Genomic DNA, 22410 nt, shown 5'->3' with positions numbered 1-22410 from the left:
GGCTCGGCAGGCCTATAATCGGGAGCTACCTGCCAAAAAAACAGATGTTGGAGCCAGCAATGGATGAAGAATTGCGCAAGAGCGCACTCGAATACCACCAGTTCCCCAAGCCCGGCAAGATCCAGGTCGCCCCGACCAAGCCGCTGTCCAGCCAACGCGATCTGGCGCTCGCCTACTCTCCCGGCGTGGCGGCCGCCTGCGACGCCATCGTCGAAGACCCCCTGAACGCTTATAAGTACACCGCCCGCGGCAACCTGGTCGCGGTGATCTCGAACGGTACCGCCGTGCTGGGCCTGGGCAATATCGGCCCCTTGGCCGGCAAGCCGGTGATGGAAGGCAAGGGCGTGCTGTTCAAGAAGTTCGCCGGTATCGATGTATTCGATATCGAGGTGGACCAGAACGACCCGGACAAGCTGGTGGAAATCATCTGCGCGCTGGAGCCCACCTTCGGCGGCATCAACCTGGAAGATATCAAGGCACCGGAGTGCTTCTACGTCGAGCAGAAATGCCGCGAACGGATGAAGATCCCGGTATTCCATGACGACCAGCACGGCACCGCCATCATCACCGCCGCCGCCGTGCTGAACGGCCTGCGCATCGTCGACAAGGACATCGGCCGGGTGCGGCTGGTGGTATCCGGCGCCGGCGCCGCGGCCATCGCCTGCTTGAACCTGCTGGTACAGCTGGGCATGAACCCGGCCAATATCATCGCCTGCGACTCCAAGGGCGTGGTGCATACCGCCCGCGAAGACTGGGAGAAACTGGACGAATCGAAAAAGCGCTATGCGCAGGACACCCCCCACCGCACGTTGAAGGATGCGATGGTCGGGTCCGATATCTTCCTGGGCCTGTCCGGTCCCAAGCTGGTCAGCCAGGATATGGTGCGCAGCATGGCCGCCCATCCGCTGATCCTGGCGCTGGCCAACCCCGAACCGGAAATCCTGCCGCCCTTGGCCAAGGAAGCCCGCCCGGACGCCATCATCTGCACCGGCCGCTCCGACTTCCCCAACCAGGTCAACAACGTCCTGTGCTTCCCCTTTATCTTCCGTGGCGCGCTGGATGTCGGCGCCTCCACCATCAATGACGAGATGAAGCTGGCCTGCGTGCGCGCCATCGCCGATCTGGCCATGGCGGAGCAAAGCGACGTAGTGGCGGATGCCTACAGCGGCGAATCGCTCAAGTTCGGCCCGGACTACATCATTCCCAAGCCGTTCGACCCGCGCCTGATCGTCAAGATCGCTCCCGCGGTGGCGCGCGCCGCCATGGAATCCGGCGTGGCCACCCGGCCTATCGCCGATATGGCGGCCTACCACGAATCGCTGATGCAATTCGTGTACAAGTCCAATCTGTTCATGAAGCCGGTCTTCACCGCCGCCAAGCAGGCACCCAAACGGGTGGTCTATGCCGAAGGCGAGGATGAGCGGGTACTGCACGCGGTCCAGGAGATCGTCGACCAGGGTCTGGCACGCCCCATCCTGATCGGCCGCCCGAACGTGATCGATATGCGTATCGAGAAGCTCGGCCTGCGCATTCGCCCCGGTACCGACTTCGAGCTGGTCAACAATGAGAACGACCCGCGCTATCGCGAATACTGGAACGAGTATTTCCAGCTGATGAAACGCAATGGCGTGAGCCAGGAGTTCGCCAAGCGCGAAGTCCGCCGCAAGACCACCTTGATCGGCGCGCTGATGATGCGGCGCGGCGAAGCCGATGCGATGATCTGCGGCACCTACGGCCACTATCATTCGCACCTGGAATTCACCTGCCAGGTGATCGGACGCAAGGCCGACAGCCATACCTACGGCGCCATGAACGCGCTGATGCTGCCGCGCGGCAATGTCTTTATCACCGACACCTACGTCAATCAGAATCCGACTGCCGAACAGCTGGCGGAAATTACCCTGATGGCGGCCCAGACCGTGCGCAACTTCGGCATCGCGCCCAAGGTGGCCTTGTTGAGCCATTCCAGCTTCGGCTCGGTGGATTCGCCCACCTCGGAGAAGATGCGCACCGTCCTGGCCCTGCTGCGCGAACGGGCGCCGGAACTGGAAGTGGACGGCGAAATGCACGGCGACGCCGCACTGTCCGGCCAGATCCGCGATATGGTGATGCCCGATTCGACCCTGAAGGGCGATGCCAATCTGCTGGTCATGCCGACCCTGGATGCCGCCAATATCGCCTTCAACCTGTTGAAGGTCAGCGCGGCCGATGGCGTCACCATCGGTCCGATGCTGCTGGGCGTGGCCAAGCCGGTGCATATTCTCACCCCGACCGCCTCGGTGCGCCGCATCGTCAATATGACGGCACTGGCGGTGGTGGAAGCAGGGCAGTTAACGGGCTGAGTCCAGGCAAACCTACGCTGGCAAGCAATCACGGCAGCACCCTTGCACTTGCAGCTCGCTTCGAGCGGTAAGTGCAAGGGTGCTGCCGTTGGCATGACTACAGCTAACCAGGGCTTTCCCAGACCTCGACCAGCAGACATTTTTCGAAAGAATCTAGCTTTATAGGAAAGCAACTCGATCAGAAAAAATTTAGATTAATTATCTAATTAAGTATAGAAATTCAATCTTATCTCTCGCGCTATTTTTAAACAAATCAGAACAAGAGAAATACAATGACCGCATCCAACGTTGCACTATCTTGTCGCGCACTGGGACCAGCAAATTACCAGCAAGCGCCGGAACCCAAAAAACCAATACGCCACACTGCAATCGGCAATTACGCAGTAGCACTCTATTCAGCGATCGAATTTTTCTTCGAGACATTTAAAAAATTCGTCCAAGCAGTTGTAGACCTATTCAGCCACACACCGACTGAGCAAAAAAGCAGCCGGGGAAATTTCCCTCATCAAACGACCATCACCCCAATCAACCAACAAACGTGGGGAGAAGAAGAATATCAAGCAATTTATCAAGAGTTTCTTCAAACACCCCAAAACCACTCGGTCGCGGCTCAGCCACCCACACCTTTGGTTGTCGTGACCGTTGAGAAGCCAGACTTGGCATATGACGTATACTACCCACCCAACATAAGCTATTCGGCCACTCCAATCCCCATTCAGCTTGAATGTAACAAAATAGACCCTCTTACTCCGAACGGCACGAAAGATAACCCACCAGAGTTACCTACGCAAGCTCAACCAAACCTGAGCCTGGAATCACAATTAGAAACAATAATGAATAATTTAGCCGAAAAAGTTAAACAAGATGAACCGGAACTAAAACGTATTACAGAGAAAATAGAAATCAAGCTGGAAAGTTATTCACAACAGGATCGGCAACTCCGGGACGCCCTGCTCCAACAGAAGGCATTGGAGAGCAAGACGCCTACCCCCCTGGAACACACCCAGCTTGCCGAGCAGGAAAATGTATTAGAAACAATTAATCGATTATTGCAAAATATAACCGACACGGAAGATGATATAAATGTGCTTGCGATACTTTATTGCTTCAACAACGGCAGCCGCGAAAGATTAAATTCAATTATAGCCAAGCAGATAGATGCCGCGTTAGAGCAAATGCGAATCGAACGCATGGGCACAGAAATTCATCTCCGAAACCCACTCCTGGCGCAAGCTACGCCCAGTGAGTTGCAAGATAAACATGCTGTACTTGAAACCCTTGTCATGCTTCGGCAAACACAGCGTGCGGCGCTTGTCGGAGCAAGCGCTTAGCGTCCACTGCCTGTTTCTTGTGGGTGCATGATGCGGCTTCCGAGTGGAGAGCCACAGTCTACGTACAATCGATATTTCAACGATTCCCTGGCGCATATTTGCCCAGCAAACACTAAACGGCTTTAGCTTTTGCGGACCATCCACGGATTCCAAGCCGTCGCTCATCCGGTAAAGCATTATTTGCCGCGCCCTTCCGCTCGGCCATAATGCTGCCAACCGAGGAGCCCCTACGTATGAGCGATCAAAACGACCCCTTCGCCTTTTTCAAGCAATTCTTCAAGCCCATGGAAGGGATGCAGGCTTTCATGCCGCCGCTGAGCGAGGAAGAATGCGCCCGCAAGATCGCCGAGCTGCGCACGGTGGAGCAATGGCTGTCCATGCAAGTGGGCATGCTGCAGATGACCATACGCACGCTGGAACTCCAGCAGGCCAGCCTGGCGGCACTCAAGCCGCGCGACAAGCCCGCTGTGGATAGTTGAACTCAGGATTGGATTTGCGGCCCTTCCACCGGCACGCAGATTTCGGTGACCAGCTCGGCCGGCGGCACGTCATGCGGCGAGTTCATGTACTCCTCCCATGGTTGCTGGTGGCGAAGCTTCACGTCGGCTGAAGGCAGCCAGTCGCGGTAGATGGCTTGCCAGGTCTGCCACAGCGTCCGGTACGGGCCGATATGGCGGAAGACCGCGCAGCGGGTGCCCGGCAGCGTTTCCAGGCGTAGGTCGCTGCCGTCCGGCAATAGCGGCGGCGCGTCCATGATAAAGGCGGCGTTGAACGGGAAGTCGGGGTCGTTCGGGCCTTCCGGCGGCCGGCTGCTGTAGGCGAGGCAACCTCGCATATGATCGCGCCAAACCGGATGCGCATCGACAAATTGTTCCAAACGCTGGATCGCGCGGCGCGCGGCAGCGCCGGCATCGTTATCGAAGATACCGAATTCGGTCGCAACCAGAATGGTGCGGCTGGGAAAATCCTTGAACTGTGGCTGGAGCATATGTCTGTCTTTCCGGGCGGGTTGAGGACGAAAGACCCGAAACGGATGGGCGGCGCCTTCCCGTGCGGCCAGGCGCAAAGCCGTCGCGCTCATGCCGGTGCTACGCCGCAAGGCCTTGCCCAAGGCATGTGCGCTATCGAAGCCGCATTCCAGCGCGATAGCCGTGACGCTGGCCTGGCTGCCTCGCAGTCTATCCACCGCCCGGTGCAGGCGGCGGCGTTGCACATACTGGGCCGGCGTTTCACCCAGCATGGCGCAAAACATGCGATGGAAATGGAAGCGCGACAAGGCCGCCAGTTCGGCCAGGCTGTCGCCGGTCAATGGCTCGGCCAGGTGGGCTTCGATATGGGCAGTCACCCGGTTGATCCGGCCCCGGTAGGACAGTTCGGTGATTTTACGCATGCGCTTTGGGCAGGTCCGCTTCGTTTCAGGTCGGACGCAGCTTAGGCTTTCGCCCGGCCGCGCGCTCTCCCCCGCTTGCGCATTTCACAACCGACTTTACAGCGCCACCTGCGCGCTGACGCCCGCGCGCCGCGCCAGATACCAGGCCAGCAAGCCCAGCGCGCTGAAGCCGACCGCACCGGCCGCCAGCCAGACCGGTTGCTGCGCCAGCCAGGGCGACAACAGCCCTGCCACCACGGCGCTCAACATCAATTGGATAAAGGCTTGCAGCGACGATGCGGTACCGCGCTCCTGCGGATAGAGATCGAGCAGCAGCAAGGTCAGGGTCGGAAAGGCCAAGGAAATACCCGCACCGCTGACCATGACGGGTATCACCGCCCACGGCCAGACGAACGAGGGTGCGAACAAGCAGTAAGCCACATTGATCAAGCCGGCGGTCAGCATGACGCGATAGGCCAGTTGCACGTTCGAAGCCGGCGTATGGCGGCCGGCCCGGCGCCCGGAGAAGTAGGCGCCCAGCATCATGCCGGCGATGGCCGGCACAAAGAAATAGCCGAACTGGGTTGGCCCCAGCTTGAGATGGGTCAGCACGAACATCGGTGCGGACGAGATATAGATAAACAGGGTCGAGAAGTTGAAGGCGCCCGACAGGCTCAACCAAACGAAGCGCGGATTGGCCAGCATCTGCAGGTAGCGGCCGAACAGCGGCCCCGGTGTCAGCGGCAGGCGGGCGCTGCGTGGATGCGTTTCCGGCAGCCAGCGCCAGCAGGTCGCCAGCAGAAGCACGCCGAACAAGGTCAGGAACCAGAAGATGGCAGCCCAACCGAAGCGCGTGCCTATCATCCCCCCGATAATGGGTGCGATGGCCGGGGCCACGCCGAATACCATGGTGATGCGCGACATGACCCGCTGCGCTTCCGCCCCGTGAAATCGGTCACGGATGATGGCTCGGCCGACGATCAGGCCTGATCCGGCCGACATGCCCTGGAGGGCGCGGAACGCCAGGAGCTGCCACAGCGAAGTGGATAGCGCACATCCCACCGAGGACACCACGAACAGCGCCACCCCGGCCATGATCACCACCCGGCGTCCCAAGGCATCCGACAGAGGGCCGTGCAGCAGCGACATCAGGGCATAGGCAAACAGGTAGACACTGATGGTCTGTTGCATCTGCACCGGGCCGATGCCCAGCGCCTGTTCCATCTGCGGGAACATGGGGAAGACGGTGTCGATGGAGAACGGTCCGAACATCGCCAGGCCGGCGAGCAATAGGATAAAACCGCTGCGCGACGGTTCGGTATGGGTGGTGGACATGGCAAGGCACGGAGGGGGTGGCCGGGCAGTTTAACCGAGCACGGCCTTCGGCAACCGGCACAGTCCGCTTGCTTTTCCCTGCCGGTGGCTGCTCCGCTGCGTTTACCGTCAAGTCTTGAAGTAGGCGACCATCTCGCGCAGTTCGGCGGCCTGGTCCGTCATGGCCGTGGCGGTGGCGGACAATTCCTCGGCCGCGGCGGCATTGGATTGCATGGAAAAACTGATCTGGGTGATACCGGCATGGATCTGTTCGATGCCGTTGGTCTGGTCACTGGACGCAGCCGAAATCTCCTGCACCAGGGCGGCGGTCTTGCGGATACTGGGCACCATCACCACGAACAGTTCGCCTGCCTGGTTGGCCATGACCACGCTTTCGTTCGCCAACTCGCCGATTTCGCGCGCGGCGCTCTGGCTGCGCTCGGCCAACTTGCGCACTTCCTGTGCCACCACCGCGAAGCCCTTGCCGTGCACACCCGCCCGGGCCGCTTCGATGGCGGCATTGAGGGCCAGCATATTGGTCTGGTAGGCGATCTCGTCGACGATGCCGATCTTTTGCGCGATCTGGTTCATGGCCAGCACGGTACGACGCACCGCATCCCCGCCCGATTCGGCCTGTACGACGTTCTGCATGGCGATGCCATCGGTGGCGCGGGCATTTTCGGTGTTCTGCGTCACGGAAGCCGTGACCTGTTCCATCGATGCGCTGGTTTCCTCCACGCTGGCGGCCTGGCTGCTGCTGGAGGCTGACAAGGACATGGCGGCGCCGCTGATCTGCGCGGCGGCATCGCTGACCAGTTCGGTGGAATTGCGCACCTTGCCGATCACGCTGGCCAAGGTATTGCTCATATTGGTGACGGCGGCCGCCAATTGACCGATCTCGTCGCGGCCCTCTACCACGGGAGGGGCTTTGAGCTGCCCGGTGGCAATGGCGGCCAAGGCCCCGTTCACGCGCTGCAAGGGCCGGATCACCAGGCTGCGCAAGGCCAGCAAGAGGGAGAGGATAAGTATGATATCGACGACCACGATCTGGCCGACGATAAACAGCAACCGGCTCTGCAATTGTTGGACGATATCGGCATTGCTGACGAACAGATCCACCCGTCCCACCGAGCGGGTAGCACCATTGGCGGTGTAGCGGAGATCGGCGGCACGCCGGACATCGTTGTCCAGGGTCTTGATCGGGCCGGATTCGATCTTGCCGGCCATATCGTGGCGCAGGCTGAGGAAGACCTTGTCCTCGGCACTGACCGAGATGCCGCGCACGAAGCTGCGGTTGATCTCGGAGCGGACGATGCTCTCGGCCTGGGTGGCATCGAAATTCCAGACCGCCACCGGCAGCGAAAGCGACAGCCTGTCGAGAATATTGGCGATAGCCGCTTGCCGCTGTCCCAGCAGATCGCTCTCGGTACGGTGATAGTTGTAAGCTCCTGAAGCGGCCAGGACCAGGGTGACGATAGCCACGAACAGCAGGTTCAGTTTGAGACTGATACTTTTGAAATCGAACACGGAGCGGCCTTATCAGGGGAGATGAGGACGCTTTATCCTAGACCAAGGGCGGTGAACTTTTAAAAAAATGACCGGCAGCGCCATCGCCACCGGTCATGGGTACCTGCCGGCAACGGGATGCGCACCAATGGGGATGCGCACCCGCTCACGCGGCGAGTATTACTACCACCATTACGCCTTAAGCGTGTTCTCCCTCGCCACCCGCCATCAGCTTGACATTGCCACCCACCGCCGCGGTGTTGATGGTGACGGTGCGCTCGCACGCGAAGCGCAGCAGATAGTGCGGACCGCCGGCCTTGAAGCCCGTGCCGCTGAGCCCTTCGCCGCCGAAGGGCTGCGAACCCACCACGGCACCGATCTGGTTGCGATTGATGTATAGATTGCCCACCTTGGCCAGCTTGCGGACGGTCTCGACCGTGCTGTCAAGGCGGGTGTGAACACCCATGGTCAGGCCGAAGCCCAGCTTGTTGACGCGATGTACCGCGTCGGCCAGCTGGTCGCCCTTGAAGCGGGCAATATGCAGCACCGGGCCGAAGGTTTCGAAGGTGGGCAGCTGATCCAGCGCCACTTCGAATGCGTGCGGGGCGAAGAAGCAGCCGCCGGACAGCTCGGCCGGCTGTGGCGTGCGTCCCACCAGGCGGGCGGTGCCGGCCAGTTTGTCGCAATAGGCCTGCAGATCGCGCTGCGACAAGGTGTCGATGGTGGGGCCGACATCGGTAGCCAATTGCAGCGGGTCACCCATGCGCAGTTCCTGCATGGCCAGCCCCAAGCGCTCGATCACCTGGTCGGCGATATCGTCCTGTACCAACAGGATGCGCAGGGCGGAACAGCGCTGGCCGGCCGAATTGAAGGCGCTCATCAATACATCGATGATCAGTTGTTCCACGTGGGCGGAGCTATCGGCGATCATGGCATTCAAACCGCCGGTTTCGGCGATCAGGCTGGCGATGCTGCTGTCGCGGGCGGCCAGGGTGCGGTTGATCTTCCAGGCAGCACCGGTCGAGCCGGTAAAGGCGACGCCGGCCACGCGCGGGTCGCCCAGCAGCTTGTCGGACAAGCCGCCGGACTCGCCCGGCAGGTAGTGCAGCACATCGGCCGGAATACCGGCGTCCAGCAGCGCCTCGATGGCGCGCATACCGATCAGCGGCGTGCGGCGCGAGGGCTTGGCGATCACGGTGTTACCGGCGGCCAGCGCGGCGGTGATCTGGCCCAGGAAGATCGCCAGCGGGAAATTCCACGGCGCGATGGCGATAAAGGGACCACGGCCGCTCAGGCGCAGCTCGTTGCTCTCGCCGGTCACGCCCGGCAAGGCAATGGCGGCACCCATCAGGCGGCGGGCTTCATGGGCGTAGAAGCGGCAATAGTCCACTGCTTCGCGCAGTTCGCCCAGCGCATCGGGCAGGGTCTTGCCGGCTTCGCGGCTCAACAGCCACAGGAATTCGTCCTGGCGCGCTTCCAATAGATCGGCGGCTTTCTCCAGCAGGGCAGCCCGCGCGGTAGGCGCTTGGTCGGCCCAGCCGTCCTGCGCCGCATCGGCCAGGTCCAGGGCCTTTGCCACGGCGGCGGCATCGGTCGCCACCAGGGTACCGATCTTGCGTTCCAGGTCGATTGGGCTGACACGCGGCTGGCCGGTGCCGGCCGGGCGTTGGCCACCGACGATGGGGGTGGCGTGGAAGGTACCGGACTCCAGCGCGGCAAGGCGCTGGCGCAGCGGTTCGAGCGTAACGATATCGGTCATGGCAAATCCTTGGCTGTTGCGGCGTGGCGCGAAGACATCGCAGGGGGCCTTTACGCCTGGCGTAACGGCTTGGCGGGCAACGGTCTGCGCCGGGTTATCGGCGATGCTTTCCAGCGGCACGCGGGTGTCGGCCAACTGGTGGACAAAGGAGGAGTTGGCGCCGTTTTCCAGCAGGCGCCGCACCAGGTAGGGCAGCAAGGCGTGGAAGCGGCCTACCGGCGCATAGACGCGGCTGGCCACCCCTTCCCGCTCGTGGATCTGGGAATGGAGGGCTTCGCCCATGCCGTGCAGGCGCTGGATCTCGAAGGAGTTGCCGCGATTGCGGGTGGCTTCCACGATCCAGCTGAGGGTTTGGGCGTTGTGGCTGGCGAACTGCGGATAGAACCGCTCGGGACCATGGTCGAGCAGCTTGCGCGCGCAGGCCAGGTAGGCCACGTCGGTGTGATGCTTGCGGGTGTAGACCGGATAGCCGGCCAGGCCGTTTTGCTGGGCCCGCTTGATCTCGCTATCCCAATAAGCGCCCTTCACCAGCCGGATGGGCAACACGCGGCCGGTGTCGGCGGCCAGCTCGGCCAGCCAATCGATCACGAACGGCGCCCGCTTCTGGTAGGCCTGCACCACCAGACCCAGGCCGCGCCAGTTCTTCAGGCTCGGTTCGCGCAGCAGCCGCTCGTACAGCCACAGGGAAATTTCCAGCCGCTCGCTTTCCTCGGCATCGATGCTGAAGACCAGGTCGGCCTTGGCGGCGGCCTGGGCCAAATCGAGCAGACGGCCATACAGTTCGGTCTGCACCCGTTCCAGCTGGGCAAATTCATAGCGCGGATGGATGGCCGACAGCTTTACCGAGATGGACTGGCGGGCAAAGCCCTGCTGCTTGTCCTCGCGGCGGCCCAGGGCGGCGATGGCCTCGTGGTAGGCACGGAAATAGGCTTCGGCATCGGCATTGGTCAGCGCCGCCTCGCCCAGCATGTCGTAGGAATAGCGCCAGCGTTTGTCGGCGTTATTGAGCGCTTCCTCGATGGTTTCGCCCACCACGAAGTTATTGGCCATCACCTTCATGCCGGCCTTCATGGCACTGCGGAGGACAGGCTCGCCCATCTTGCGCAACAGCCGGTCGAACCAGTGGCGGCCCTCGCTGGCGTCGATCCAGCTGTCGGTGAACAGCAAGGCGCGGCTGGCCGCGCTGACCAGCCAGGTGGCGGTTTGCGAACGGCGCCAGTCGCGGCTTTCCAGCAGATCGCGGATCAGCTGGTCCTGGGTATTGGTATCGGGGATACGCAGCAGGGCTTCGGCCAGCGCCATCAAGGCCACCCCTTCTTCGCTGCCCAGGCCATAGCTTTGCAGGAAGGCTTCGAAGTGGTTCTTGCTGGCCGCCTGGCGCACACCTTGCGCCAGCGATAGCGTGCGCACATGCACGGCCTTTTCGGCCTGCTCATCCAGCCGCGCCAGCGGCAACAGGCTGCCTATCGCCTCCGCCTCGTCGCGGAACAGGTTGTCGCGGATGCCGGCAAAGCTGGCCAGGCTACTGGGTAGGTCAGGGTAAAGCGGAGTCATCGGAATCGCCTGGTTTGCCTTTGGAAGGCGGCAACGCACAAGGCTTGCCGCACCCATATGTAACAAGACCCGCGCAGCGAGATCACGCTGCGCGGGTCGGCTTGGGTCCGGGCCGGGGTGGATAACCCCACGTTCTTTTGGATACGTTGCCCGTTCCCGTCGCCTCCGAACCGGCCCTCGCGGGGCAAAGGCCGGTTCGGCGACCGCCTGCGTCCGCCGCCTGCCGACAGGTGCGAACGTCAAGTAAGAACGGGACGAATGCTACTGTGGTCGCCACCGAATGTGCTGCTGTTTTCATGGTTGAAAACAGCATAAAATCCAGTCAATTTAAAGAATGCCGGATTAAAAACCAATGAATAATGGATTGGACCGCATCGACCGCAAGATACTGCGCGAATTGCAGGAAGATGGCCGTATCGCCAATATCGACCTGGCCAAACGCATCGGCCTGTCGCCCACCGCCTGCCTGGAGCGGGTGAAGAGGCTGACCCGCGATGCCTATATCCTCGGCTATGGCGCGCGCCTCAACCCCGAAAAACTGGATGCCGGCCTACTGGTATTCGTGGAGGTCCTGCTGGACCGCACCACGCCCGAGGTGTTCGAGCGCTTCAAACTGGCGGTGACCGACCGGCCGGAGGTGCAGGAATGCCATCTGGTGGCCGGTGGCTTCGACTATCTGGTCAAGGCCCGGGTGCGCGATATGAAGGCTTATCGCGACTTTCTGGGCAATACGCTACTGAGCTTGCCCGGGGTGCGGGAGACGCATACCTATGCGGTGATGGAGGAGGTCAAGCATGCCACCAGTATTCATATCCCGGGTTAAATAGGGGGTCCGGGATAGGAACAACAAGCTGAACTGTTACGCTGCCTCAAGATGGGGCGCTGAACGCTCAGGTTTTGCTAAATACGTGTTCGAAAGTGCTGGCGGGCAAGCGTTTTGTCGTGGCCCGGCGGGCTTGCGATTGGTCACATTGAGCCACAGATCGTTGGCCAGCAACGCGCCGCCGCCATCGCCGTACAAACTTTGGCGGTAGTTGCTGGGCTTGGTAGCTACAGTGCAGGACTGCCTGACAGGGTCATTTTTCGAAAGCGCCTTCTTGTATCAATCTGGTAGCCTAAATTGGTTGTCTAGTTTAATTGCGAGCTGATGCATGCCATATAGGCAATAAGAACAGGCGTCGGGCCGCTAAAACGCCAATTAGAATCCAGACGAGAAGCTTTTAAAAGCACCCCATGCCAAATTTGAAGCGCAAAGCCCTTGATCCGGCCGAATTGATACCACTTCCCGAAGTTCCTGCCAGCAATGACCCACGGGACGAAGAAGAGCAGCATATTCATGATCTGGTGATGGAAGGTCTCAACAGCGGCACAGGTCAGCAATATTCCAACGCGGCAGAATTCGCCGCCGAGTTTCGTGCCCAGTTGCTGCGGCGCCACCGCTGATACCTTTGCGAGTACGCTTATGTATGGCTTCCGGTTCCAACTCGGAGCACGCCTGTCACAGCGCATCCTTGCGGGACAAAGCCATAAAAACGGCAATCCCATTGCGAGATTGCCGTTTCGCTTCGAACCCTATTGGTAAGTCAATTCCTTCCGGCTCAGCGGCTTTTCCCATTTCAGCTCGCCTTTGTCGTTGTACACCCGCAGCAACAAACGCCGTTCCGCCTTGCTGCCTTCGAAGCGCAGCTGGCAGAAATTGCGCTCGCCCATGACCGAGGTGCCCGGCACCAGGTTGGCGCGCTCGCTTTGTCGCTTGTCCACATAGATGCCCGAGGTCATCGGCGAACAAGTGAGGTCGTAGAGCGGATAGGCGCCTGACCGTTCGACCTTGGTCAACTCGCTGCGATGTACGTCACCGGAGAGGAACAGCACCCCTTCCAGCTTGGTCTTGTTGAGGAATTCGATGAAATCGTCCCGCTCGACCGGGAAATCGTGCCAGGAATCGCTCTGGCCGGATTTGTTCATCAACTGGGTGCCGCCCGCGATCACCTTGAACGGTGCGGTGGACGCCAGCAAGGCGTTTTTCAGCCAACGCATCTGTTCGCGACCGAACATGGCCTTGTCGGCAGCGTCCGGGAAGCGGTTGTCGTCGCGCCAATAGCGATCGTCCAACATAAAGAAATCGACGTCGTTGAAGCTGAAAGTGGTGAACACACCTGGCGTTTCGGGCAGGCCATAGCTGGGGTTGGCCCAATAGCGCTTCTGTAGCTTGAGCGACTCGCCCTTGAGCACAAAGCTGCTGTTGGCATCGTTGGGGCCGTAATCGTGGTCGTCCCAGATCGCCGCATGGGCGCCCAGTTGCAGCAACGGCTGCAGATATCCCTGGCTGCGGTCGCGCTGCCAGCGATAAGCCATGCCTTCCGGGCTGAAATCCACTTCGCGGTAGTACAGATTGTCGCCCAGCCACAGGGTCAGGTCGGGATTCTGCGCCGCCATGGTCTTGAACACGGTCAGATGGTGGTCGCCATAGGGCTTGCCCGGGCGGTCGTAGCCGGGCTCGTTGCCGTAGTTGCAGGAACCCGCCAGTACGGTGAAATCGGGTGCGTCCTTGCGCCACTGCCACAGTTCCTGGGTGGCGAAGCGATAGGTCTGCTTGCCGGCCGGCTTGTCGTTCAGCACCACCCGGTAGCCGTAACGCCGGCCGGGCTCCAGGCCGAACAAACTGATCTTGCCGGCGAACTGCTCGCTGGCGTCCAGCGTCACGGGCGCGCTGCGCCTTTTGCTGGCCTGGCTATCTTCCGGCCAGTATTCGATGGCGGCGCGTGCCGCTCCATCGGCCTGCAGCCATAGGGTCACGCCGCGCATGCTGGGCGGTCCCGCCATGGGTCCTGCCGCCAGTTCGGCGGCTTGCGCGCCCAGGCCGAGTGCGGCACAAAGTAACAGGTACTGCATCTTCATCTTTATTCCTCCTCATGGGAAAACCACCTTGCCGGGGGCAGGTACGCAAAAACGGCGACTACCTGGGTAGTCGCCGTTTTGCGATCAGGCTTTCGTTATCCGCTTAGAAATCGGCGGTGAACGATACGCTGACGAAGCGCGGCGAACCGATATCGTAGCTTGGCGCCGAACCGGCCACCGACAAGGCTACATTCTTGCCCGGATCGATCACCCGCAGACCGTTGTTGACGTCGAGCTTCTGGGCGTTGATCTGAGTGGTGGGGATACCGCCCAGGTAGTTCTTGTCGAACAGGTTGCTGACCGCGACGCGCACGGTAGGCCGCTTCATGGCCGCGATGCTGGCGAACTTATAGGCCATGTTCAGGTCCCAGACCGTGGAGCTGGGCACGACTTCCTGGTTCATCAGGTCGCCGTAGCGCTTGCCGGTGTACTTGGCGCCCAGGCCGGCGGCAAAGCCACCCTTCTGGTAGTTGGCGCCCATGCCCAGCAGCCACTTCGGTGCATCGGTCATGGTCTTGCCGGCGGTCGGCAGGGCAACCTGTGCGGCGCGGGTTTCCGGCGTGGTGCCGGTGGCGGCCCTGTTGACGCCTACGTACTGCACGAAGTCGTCCGACAGGCGTTCGCGGATAAAGCTGGCCGAACCGTAGAAGGACACGCCCTTGCGCTGGCTGGTGCCGAATTCCAGTTCGAAGCCGCGCTTCTTGGTGTCGCCCACGTTGTAGTTACGCTTGGTGCCGTCATCGTCGGTACGTTGCGATTGACGATCCTTGAAGTTGACCAGGAAGACCGAGCCGTTGAAATTGAAGGAATCGCCCTGATAGCGATAGCCAAGGTCAACGTTCAGCGACTTTTCCGGTGCCAGTTCGCGGCTGGTGAAGCGGCTGTCGGCGCCGACCAGCTTGTTGTCCTGGATCGATTCGAACAGGCTGAAGTTGGCCGGGGTCTTGGCATTCTTCGAGATGGCGACGAAGGCGTGGCTGCGCTCGTTGATGGCGTACTTGGCCGAGATGTTCGGCAACACCTGGTTCCAGCGACGGGTATCGCTCACCGCGCCGCCCTGGCCGCCGCGTTCGCGGACGAAGGCGGCCTGTTCGGCTTCGGAACCGGCACCGTAGCTGATGGCTTCCCGTTCGGTCCGAGGCGTACGCACGCCCAGCAGGAAGCTCAAGTTGTCGCCCACGTCGAAGCCATCCTGCAGGGTCAGCTGGGTCACCGTGGTGTTGGTCTTCCAGTTGCGGGCCAGGCCGCCGGAGAAACCGTTGTATGCGCTGCCATCGGCGCGAGTGATCGATTCATCCGCCCAGATGTCGAGCGGGATGCCGTTGGCGCCGACCGCCACGACCGGGCGGGTCTGACGGTGACGGGCCGCTTCATACCATACGGCCGCCATCAATTTGTGGCCGCTCACTGCCCAGTTCAGGCGCGCGGTCACACCGGGACGATCCGTCACGGTCTTGGAGATGGTGTAGCCCAGCACATTGGTGTCCAGGCAATCGCCATCGCCGTTCAGGTCGCGGCCGGGCCGGCCGTTCGGGCAGCCGGTCATGCCGCTGGTGTAGCTGGTTTCGTTCAGGGTGGTGCCGCTGCTGCCGCCGCCCTTGCCGTGCCAGAAGTAGGGATCGATATCGAGGCTGAGGTTGTTGGAGAGCATGAACTTGCTCTTCAGGGTCACCTGGTAGTTCTCGAAGGGGTTGCGGTTCAGCTCGAAATAGTTGGTCAAGCCGCTTTCGTTGTCGGCCACGCCGGGACGGATCTGGCGGCCGGCGAATTTGGCATCGTAGTCATATTCGCGGTTGGCTTGCCAGTCGGTCATGCGCGCGCGGCGCAAGAAATGGTTGTCCATCTTGTTGTACATTACCGCGCCCGAAATCTCGCTGCCGCCACCCAGGTTCCACATGGTGTTGGCATCGATATGGAAGCGCCGTGCCCGGCCTTCGCCGCGCCATTTGTTGCCGTGCGAGTCGGAGATCGAGATAAACGATTTGACCGGACCGGTCTTGCCGGTATCGATACGGGCAAAGGTCTTGTAAAGGCTGTTCATGCCCATGGTCTGGGTCAGGCGCAGACGGAAGGCGTCCTGCGGCTTTTGCAGCACCAGGCCCACGTTGCCGCCGGTGGCGCCGATATGGGGTGCGTCGTTGTCGGTGGTGCCTTGGGTAACGAAGATTTCCTCAAGGTTTTCCGAATCGACGTATTCCATCGGGTAAACCTCGTAGCCGCCCGAGTCGTTGACGGGGGCGCCGTTCACGGTGAAACCCATTTGACTGGCGGAGAAGCCGCGCACGGTCAGGGTACCGCCGAACAAGCCGCTGCCGTCTTGCGAGTGGGCATTGATGCCGGGCAGCTTGTCGATCAGCTGGTAGGCATTGGCGGTCGAGGTCTTTTCTTCGATGGCTTTCTTGGTTACGGTAGCACGCGCCTTGGCGGCTTCTTCGTAAACCATCTTGCCACCGGCAAACACACCCTTGCCTTCGATCTTGATGCTCTGTTCAGCGTTCGCGTCGACGGCATCGGCTGCCCACAAGCTGGCAGACAGGCCAGCCACAAGCAGGGCCAGCGGGCTTTGTTTGAATCGCATTGGTAAATCACTCCGTTTTGGTTTCTCGCGGCTAGACAGCGGCTCGGCAAAGCGGGCTATCCGGCAAAGGCGCGAAGACTAAGGGGAAATCAGGAAAATTGGACAAACTTTTCGTTACAATTTTGTGAAGGTTTTGCGACAAAATCGTAAGGAAAAAATACGGGACAGCCTTGGCCGCCCCGTATTTACTGACTTTTCGAGCACTTGCTTTTCTCAGAGCAAGCGCTAGTTAGCTTATTGGCCGACTAGGCGGCCGCAAGCTTTTGGTTGCGTAAAACACACAGTAGGTCGGCAGCAATATGCGCTGCGGCCAGGGCGGTGATTTCGCTCTGATCGTAAGCCGGCGAAACTTCCACGACATCCATGCCGACCAGGTTGGCCGGACCCATGCCGCGAATGATGTGCAAGGCTTGCGCGCTGCTCAGGCCCGCCGGTACCGGCGTGCCGGTACCCGGAGCGAAGGCCGGGTCGAGGCAATCGATATCGAAGGTCAGGTAGGTAGGCCGCTGACCGACGATCTGCAGGATGCGCTCCAGGGTTTGCTGGGGCCCATTGGCATGTACCCAGGCGGCATCGAGGATATTCATCCCCATGAAATCGTCGTTCCAGGTACGGATGCCGATCTGCACCGAGGTGTGCGGATCGATAATGCCGTCCTTGATGGCCTTGTAGAACATCGTGCCGTGGTTCAGGCTATCCGGACTATCGTCCGCCCAGGTGTCGCAATGGGCGTCGAAATGGATCAGCGAAAGCTTGCCGTATTTCTCCGCATGCGCTTTGAGCAGCGGATAGGTAATGTAGTGATCGCCGCCCAGGGTCAGCATCTTGGCGCCGCTGGCCAGGATGGTGCGGGCATGTTCGACGATGCTGGGCGTGATGGTCATCGGATTGTGGGCATCGAACCAGCAATCGCCGTAGTCGATGACCGCCAGGTCCTCGAAGGGATCGAAACCCCAGGGGTAAGGCTTGAGCTCGGCCAACTGCACGCTGGCGGCGCGTATCGCCGCCGGTCCGAGCCGTGCGCCGGAGCGGAAGGTGACGGCCAGGTCCAGCGGCACACCGCTGATGACCACATCCGCGCCCGCCAACTCGCGCGTGTACTTGCGGCGCATAAAGCTCAGCACGCCGGCATAGGTATTTTCCACGCTGCTGCCGTACAGGCCTTCGCGGCGAATGGCGCCATCGCCGAGGATGGGTTCTTGCAAGATCGGTTTTGTCATTTCGACAGGACTCCGATTGCGCCCGCGCGCATACGCTGGACGTCTCCCGTCCATCTTTCAACAGCCGACGCGTGGAGGCTGCCGCGAGCACTCTCCCCGCGCGGTAAAACGGCGCCATGATACAGCGACTCCCCGTAGAACATAAGCAAATACTGTCATTCTGCGTGGCGGCAATACGTGTTTATCCTCTTACGCTGCACGCTGCTAGTATGAAATGACTCGTTCCCCAATCGGCCGGAGAATCGTCATGCGCCTCACCTTGCCAGCCAGGCTGCTACCGTGCCTGTGGATATGCGCCGCATTCGCCGGAGAGCTGCCCAAGGTACTGGTGGTGGAAAGTTATCACGCTGCCTATTTGTGGGATGCCGGCTATACCGGCGCCTTGCAGCATGGCCTGGCCGGCCGCGCCAAGCTGAGCTTCTTCGAGATGGATACCAAGCGCCTGCCGAAGGAAAGCCATGCGGCCATGGGCGACAAGGCCTGGGCGCTGATACAGGCCAGCAAGCCCGACGCGGTTGTGCTGGGCGATGATGCCGCACTCAAATTCCTCGGTCCGCGCTTGGCGGGTAGCCGCCTGCCGGTCGTTTACCTGGGCATCAACGGCTCGCCGACCACCTACCTGGATAAGCCCGCGCCCAATATTACCGGGGTGCTGGAACGCCCCTCCATCCGCCAGACCTTGTTGCTGGCCAAGCAGATGCAGCCGGAGCTGAAACGTATCCTGGTTCTGCTGGATACCGACCTGACCAGCAAGCAGATGTATGACTACACCTTCCAGTCGCGTCCCCGCCAAATGGTGGCCGGCATCGATGTGTCGGTGCAACTGGTCGATACCTTGGCGGCCTGGCAAAAGGCGGTGCAGTCTTTCAGCGGGCCCGACCACGCCCTGCTGATGCTGACTTATTTCTCCTTGAAGGAAGGCGAACGGCCGGTCAGCGGTCAGGAGGTGCTGGAATGGACCACCGGTAAAGCCGGCATACCCACTTACTGCAACAATGACTACGCCATCGGGCGGGGACTGGCCATGGCCGGTTATGTGAATGCCGCCGCCGAGCAGGGAGCGCAGGCGGTGCCGCTGATATTGGCCAAGCTGGCCGATCCGATGCGCGTCATGCCGCCCGTCACACCGTCTACCTATAGACTGTTGATCAGCCGTAGCGCGATTGCCCGCTGGGGTATCGCAGTGCCGCGCGAGCTTCAGGAAAAGGCGGAATGGGTGGACTAACCATCACGGCTTGCCGCAGTCGCAGACCTCGCCCCCCTTGTCGAACACGACTCGCCAGATCCCCGGCGCTTCCAAACGCCAAATCGAATTGAATACCGCCACCCGCTTGCCTTGGGCGTCGAGTACCGGCCCGCTGCTGAGCGCCAGCGTGCCTGATGCCAGCACCTCGACTTGTTCGGGCGCCCACGAGAATGGCGCGCTGGGGCCGGTAAAGAATCGCTTCCAGCCCGCGACCACGGCCTGCTTACCGCGAAGGGCCTCGATACCAGCGAAGAAAACCGCATCATCGGCCAGGAAGCCGGCAAACGCGGTCAGGTCACGGTCGGCCATGGTCTTGGCGAATGCGCGTTCGGCATTGCGTACCTGCTCCTTGGCCACCTCCCCAGCCGGCATACTCGATACCGGCATCTTGGGTATGGCGACGTCCGCCGTGGCAACCTGGAACGAGCCCAGCAGAGCCAAGAGTATTCCGCGCATTTCGACCATGCTTCCCCCTATCAACTGTTTTTAGATTCCCATTCCCGCATGCGCTTCTCCATTTCCGAATCGGGCACATCCTCGATATGGGTGGAGATATGCCAGCCATGGCCGAATGGGTCGCGGACCATCCCGACCCGGTCGCCATAGAACTGGTCGGCGACCGGCCGCTCCAGCACGCCGCCGGCTGCGACCGCGCTGGCGACCACGGCATCCACATCCTCGACATACAACATCACGGTACCGCTGCGTCCGCCCAGTGTCTTCGGACTGAGCGCGCCATAGTCGGGAAATTCGTCCGACAGCATCACATGCGAATTACCCAGCAGGATATCGGCATGCATCACCTTGCCGTTCTCACCCGGCATCTGCATCACCACCTTGGCGTCGAAGGCGCGCTGGTAGAAGTCCAGGGCGGCCTTGCCGTCGCTGACCGTGAGATAAGGCGTCACGCTGTGATATCCCTCGGGGATGGGTTTGACTTTATTGGACATTTCAAGCTCCTCCTGTGCGCATGAAAGCCAAAGTGTAGACAGTGAAATCCTGTCGCGCCATGCCGTGCGATCAAATCAACGCCTTGTAAATTATATTCAACAGTGCTAGCGTGCCATTGGCTCGAACCGCTGCCGCTTGATCGCCACCTTTGTGAATTCCGACATGCTGAAATATCAACGCCAAGCCCATATCGATTCCTACTATGTCGCCAGTACCCCGGACATTCCCACGCTGCCGGCCCTGGACGGCAGCGCCAGCTGCGATGTCTGCGTGGTGGGCGGCGGGCTGGCCGGTTTATCGGTCGCGCTCAATCTGGCCGAACGCGGCTACTCGGTCATCCTGCTGGAAGGTTCGCGCCTGGCGCATGCCGCCTCCGGCCGCAATGGCGGGCAGGTCATCAATGGCTACGCCTGCGATATGGACACCCTTGCCGGCGCCGTCGGTGAAGACGCCGCGCGCGCCATGTGGGATATGTCGCTGGAGGCCATCGATATCATGGAAGACCGGATCGCCCGGCACCAGATCGCCTGCGACTGGCAGCGCGGCCATGCCCTGGCGGCCGTGAAGCCAGCCAAGTTCGCCGAACTGGCTGCCTGGCAGGACGAAGCCGCCAAGCGTTTCGATTACCACCACTACACGCTGTGGGACAAAGCCGAATTGCGCAGCCACCTCGACAGTCCCCGCTATAGCGGCGGCCTGTACGATGCGCGCGGCGGCCATATCCATCCGCTCAAATATGCCTTGGGCCTGGCGCGCGCCGCGCAAGCAGCCGGTGCGCGCCTATATGAGAACACCCCGGTGGAGCGCATCGAACAAGGCGAACGGCCTCGCGTCCATACCGCGGCCGGAGTGGTCGATTGTGGCCAGCTGGTGCTCGCCGCCAATGTCTCGATGGGCGACCTGGTGGCCGGCTTGGGCCGCAAGATCATGCCGGTGGGGACCTATTGCATCACCACCGAGCCACTGGGCGAGGCGCGTGCCAAAGCCTTGATCAACCCCAACTTCGCGGTGGCGGATACGCAGTTCGTGCTCGACTATTACCGCCTGACGGCCGACCACCGCTTGTTGTTCGGCGGCAAGGTGAGCTATTCCGGCCTGCCGCCGCCCCGCCTGGCCGAAGCCATGCGCAGCGATATGCTGCGCGTATTTCCGCAACTGGCCGATGTCCGCATCGAGCACGCTTGGGGGGGCTTTGTCGATATCACCATGAACCGCGCGCCCCATTGGGGACGGCTGACGCCGAATTGCTACTTCTGCCAAGGGTTTTCCGGCCACGGCGTGGCCATTACCGGCCTGGCCGGCCGCTTGGTCGCCGAAGCGATCGCCGGCCAGAACGAACGCCTGGACCTGTTCGAAAAAATCAGCCACCTGCCCTTCCCCGGCGGCAAGCTGCTGCGCACACCCAGCCTTGTATTGGGGATGGCCTGGTATCGCATGAAGGATTTTTTATAGACGATCGCTGCCCGGCTTCGTCCCGGACACAATTGCCGCTCACAACACAAGTTGACCTGCTATTACTTACACGGGGGAATTTCTTTACCGGTCATAGGGGGAATCATCTTGTTCAGCAAACCAATATTTTCGCTCCTCTCACTGCTGGTGGCCACCTCGGCCTTGGCGGCAGCCAATATCACCAGCTCATCCGGCACTGTTTTCGTCACGACCGCCGAGGGTACGCGCAGCGCCTTGGTTACCGGCAACCGAGTGGAAAACGGCAGCCAGATCGTGACCGGCAATAATGGGCTGGTCGTCATGCGGTTCGACGATGGCCAGGTGGTGGCGCTGGAGAAAAACACTGATTTCCGCATCAAGCAGTTCCGCTTCACCGCAGCCGCACCGGAACAGGGCAATGCCTTCTTTTCGATGTTGCGCGGCAGCCTGCGCGCGGTGACCGGCTTGATCGGCCGTGGCAACAAGGCGGCATTCCGGCTGGAAACACCGACCGCCACCATCGGCATTCGCGGTAGCGACTGGATGGCGGCCTTGCAGAACAACGGCTTATTCACCGGCGTCAATAACGGCGGCATCGTGATCAACCAGGGCGCCAATACCTTGCTGGTGGATGCCGGGCAATACTCGGCCACCCTCGGCGCCAATACCTCGCAACTGGTCTCCTTCTCGCAACTGCCCGCGAACGTATTCGGCTCGCTGCCGAATCTGTCCTTGAGTGCGGCGGCCGGCAGCGCCTCGGCCGGCAGCGTGGGCTCCACGGCAGGCACCGCCGGTGTCAGCGGCGGTGCGATAGCAGCGGGTGCGGCAGTGGCGGCCGGCGTAGCGGCCACCAGCAATAGCGACGACAGTACGGCAACGCACCATTCCCCGCCGTCGCATTGAGGAAGGGT

17 protein-coding genes are annotated in these 22410 nt (G+C 61.2%); 8 read left to right on the top strand and 9 right to left on the bottom strand.

Annotated elements, in window-relative coordinates; all coding sequences use genetic code 11:
* Positions 1-59 precede the first annotated feature (59 nt).
* The 3 genes from FNU76_RS18220 (at position 60) to FNU76_RS18210 (ending at position 4152) form a co-directional block, all read left to right on the top strand.
* Complete coding sequence (locus FNU76_RS18220) at positions 60-2342, top strand: NADP-dependent malic enzyme (protein ID WP_144279513.1); 2283 nt, start codon at positions 60-62, stop codon at positions 2340-2342.
* Positions 2343-2614: 272 nt separating this feature from the next.
* Positions 2615-3673, top strand: a complete 1059-nt coding sequence (locus tag FNU76_RS18215; protein WP_144279512.1) for a hypothetical protein — start codon at positions 2615-2617, stop codon at positions 3671-3673.
* Between the two features lie 233 nt (positions 3674-3906).
* Positions 3907-4152 (top strand): PhaM family polyhydroxyalkanoate granule multifunctional regulatory protein, encoded by a 246-nt coding sequence (locus FNU76_RS18210; protein ID WP_144279511.1) that lies wholly within the window; start codon positions 3907-3909, stop codon positions 4150-4152.
* Positions 4153-4154: 2 nt separating this feature from the next.
* Here the strand turns inward: FNU76_RS18210 and FNU76_RS18205 are convergent, their stop codons facing one another.
* From FNU76_RS18205 to putA, 4 genes are all read right to left on the bottom strand, one after another.
* Positions 4155-5063, bottom strand: a complete 909-nt coding sequence (locus FNU76_RS18205) for an AraC family transcriptional regulator (RefSeq protein WP_144279510.1) — start codon at positions 5061-5063, stop codon at positions 4155-4157.
* A gap of 96 nt (positions 5064-5159) precedes the next feature.
* A complete protein-coding gene (locus tag FNU76_RS18200; RefSeq protein WP_144279509.1) occupies positions 5160-6377 on the bottom strand; it encodes a multidrug effflux MFS transporter in 1218 nt (405 codons plus the stop codon).
* Positions 6378-6485: 108 nt separating this feature from the next.
* Positions 6486-7883 (bottom strand): methyl-accepting chemotaxis protein, encoded by a 1398-nt coding sequence (locus FNU76_RS18195; RefSeq protein ID WP_144279508.1) that lies wholly within the window; start codon positions 7881-7883, stop codon positions 6486-6488.
* Positions 7884-8061: 178 nt separating this feature from the next.
* Positions 8062-11175: a bifunctional proline dehydrogenase/L-glutamate gamma-semialdehyde dehydrogenase PutA gene (gene putA, locus FNU76_RS18190; RefSeq protein WP_144279507.1), complete on the bottom strand. Its 3114-nt coding sequence runs from the start codon at positions 11173-11175 to the stop codon at positions 8062-8064.
* Positions 11176-11527: 352 nt separating this feature from the next.
* Here putA and lrp point away from each other — a divergent pair, with 352 nt between their 5' ends.
* Both lrp and FNU76_RS18180 read left to right on the top strand, forming a co-directional pair.
* A complete protein-coding gene (gene lrp / locus FNU76_RS18185) occupies positions 11528-11998 on the top strand; it encodes a leucine-responsive transcriptional regulator Lrp (RefSeq protein WP_144279506.1) in 471 nt (156 codons plus the stop codon).
* 410 nt (positions 11999-12408) lie between these two features.
* Positions 12409-12618, top strand: coding sequence for a hypothetical protein (locus tag FNU76_RS18180; protein WP_144279505.1), 210 nt, complete (start codon positions 12409-12411; stop codon positions 12616-12618).
* Between the two features lie 129 nt (positions 12619-12747).
* Here the strand turns inward: FNU76_RS18180 and FNU76_RS18175 are convergent, their stop codons facing one another.
* The 3 genes from FNU76_RS18175 to speB all read right to left on the bottom strand — a co-directional run bounded on the left by FNU76_RS18175 (position 12748) and on the right by speB (position 17871).
* Positions 12748-14073 (bottom strand): alkaline phosphatase D family protein, encoded by a 1326-nt coding sequence (locus tag FNU76_RS18175; RefSeq protein WP_144279504.1) that lies wholly within the window; start codon positions 14071-14073, stop codon positions 12748-12750.
* A gap of 103 nt (positions 14074-14176) precedes the next feature.
* Positions 14177-16651, bottom strand: a complete 2475-nt coding sequence (locus tag FNU76_RS18170; protein ID WP_144279503.1) for a TonB-dependent receptor — start codon at positions 16649-16651, stop codon at positions 14177-14179.
* A gap of 245 nt (positions 16652-16896) precedes the next feature.
* On the bottom strand, positions 16897-17871 hold the full coding sequence (speB, locus tag FNU76_RS18165; RefSeq protein WP_308418570.1) for an agmatinase: 975 nt from the start codon (positions 17869-17871) through the stop codon (positions 16897-16899).
* A gap of 247 nt (positions 17872-18118) precedes the next feature.
* Here speB and FNU76_RS18160 point away from each other — a divergent pair, with 247 nt between their 5' ends.
* Entirely contained in the window at positions 18119-19096 is a 978-nt protein-coding gene (locus FNU76_RS18160) for an ABC transporter substrate-binding protein (protein WP_179958174.1), read from the top strand.
* 3 nt (positions 19097-19099) lie between these two features.
* On the opposite strand, the gene FNU76_RS18155 is transcribed toward FNU76_RS18160, so the two are convergent.
* Complete coding sequence (locus tag FNU76_RS18155; RefSeq protein ID WP_223879082.1) at positions 19100-19573, bottom strand: YybH family protein; 474 nt, start codon at positions 19571-19573, stop codon at positions 19100-19102.
* A gap of 20 nt (positions 19574-19593) precedes the next feature.
* Entirely contained in the window at positions 19594-20067 is a 474-nt protein-coding gene (locus tag FNU76_RS18150) for a VOC family protein (RefSeq protein WP_144279501.1), read from the bottom strand.
* A gap of 163 nt (positions 20068-20230) precedes the next feature.
* Between FNU76_RS18150 and FNU76_RS18145 the strand changes: the two genes are divergently transcribed.
* Positions 20231-21520: an NAD(P)/FAD-dependent oxidoreductase gene (locus FNU76_RS18145; protein ID WP_144279500.1), complete on the top strand. Its 1290-nt coding sequence runs from the start codon at positions 20231-20233 to the stop codon at positions 21518-21520.
* A gap of 108 nt (positions 21521-21628) precedes the next feature.
* A complete protein-coding gene (locus FNU76_RS18140) occupies positions 21629-22402 on the top strand; it encodes a FecR family protein (protein ID WP_144279499.1) in 774 nt (257 codons plus the stop codon).
* Positions 22403-22410 lie beyond the last annotated feature (8 nt).

Origin of the sequence: Chitinimonas arctica (assembly GCF_007431345.1) — a bacterium.
In the GTDB taxonomy this organism is placed as follows: Bacteria; Pseudomonadota; Gammaproteobacteria; order Burkholderiales; family Chitinimonadaceae; genus Chitinimonas; species Chitinimonas arctica.
This window is presented reverse-complemented; position numbering and strand designations above follow the sequence as displayed.

Coding starts and splice junctions, on each gene's coding strand:
- FNU76_RS18155 (WP_223879082.1), bottom strand. CDS start 19,573: ATGCGCGGAATACTCTTGGCTCTGCTGGGCTCGTTCCAGGTTGCCACG.
- FNU76_RS18145 (WP_144279500.1), top strand. CDS start 20,231: ATGCTGAAATATCAACGCCAAGCCCATATCGATTCCTACTATGTCGCC.
- FNU76_RS18210 (WP_144279511.1), top strand. CDS start 3,907: ATGAGCGATCAAAACGACCCCTTCGCCTTTTTCAAGCAATTCTTCAAG.
- FNU76_RS18220 (WP_144279513.1), top strand. CDS start 60: ATGGATGAAGAATTGCGCAAGAGCGCACTCGAATACCACCAGTTCCCC.
- speB (WP_308418570.1), bottom strand. CDS start 17,871: ATGACAAAACCGATCTTGCAAGAACCCATCCTCGGCGATGGCGCCATT.
- FNU76_RS18180 (WP_144279505.1), top strand. CDS start 12,409: ATGCCAAATTTGAAGCGCAAAGCCCTTGATCCGGCCGAATTGATACCA.
- FNU76_RS18200 (WP_144279509.1), bottom strand. CDS start 6,377: ATGTCCACCACCCATACCGAACCGTCGCGCAGCGGTTTTATCCTATTG.
- lrp (WP_144279506.1), top strand. CDS start 11,528: ATGAATAATGGATTGGACCGCATCGACCGCAAGATACTGCGCGAATTG.
- FNU76_RS18205 (WP_144279510.1), bottom strand. CDS start 5,063: ATGCGTAAAATCACCGAACTGTCCTACCGGGGCCGGATCAACCGGGTG.
- FNU76_RS18160 (WP_179958174.1), top strand. CDS start 18,119: ATGCGCCTCACCTTGCCAGCCAGGCTGCTACCGTGCCTGTGGATATGC.
- putA (WP_144279507.1), bottom strand. CDS start 11,175: ATGACTCCGCTTTACCCTGACCTACCCAGTAGCCTGGCCAGCTTTGCC.
- FNU76_RS18215 (WP_144279512.1), top strand. CDS start 2,615: ATGACCGCATCCAACGTTGCACTATCTTGTCGCGCACTGGGACCAGCA.
- FNU76_RS18175 (WP_144279504.1), bottom strand. CDS start 14,073: ATGAAGATGCAGTACCTGTTACTTTGTGCCGCACTCGGCCTGGGCGCG.
- FNU76_RS18150 (WP_144279501.1), bottom strand. CDS start 20,067: ATGTCCAATAAAGTCAAACCCATCCCCGAGGGATATCACAGCGTGACG.
- FNU76_RS18170 (WP_144279503.1), bottom strand. CDS start 16,651: ATGCGATTCAAACAAAGCCCGCTGGCCCTGCTTGTGGCTGGCCTGTCT.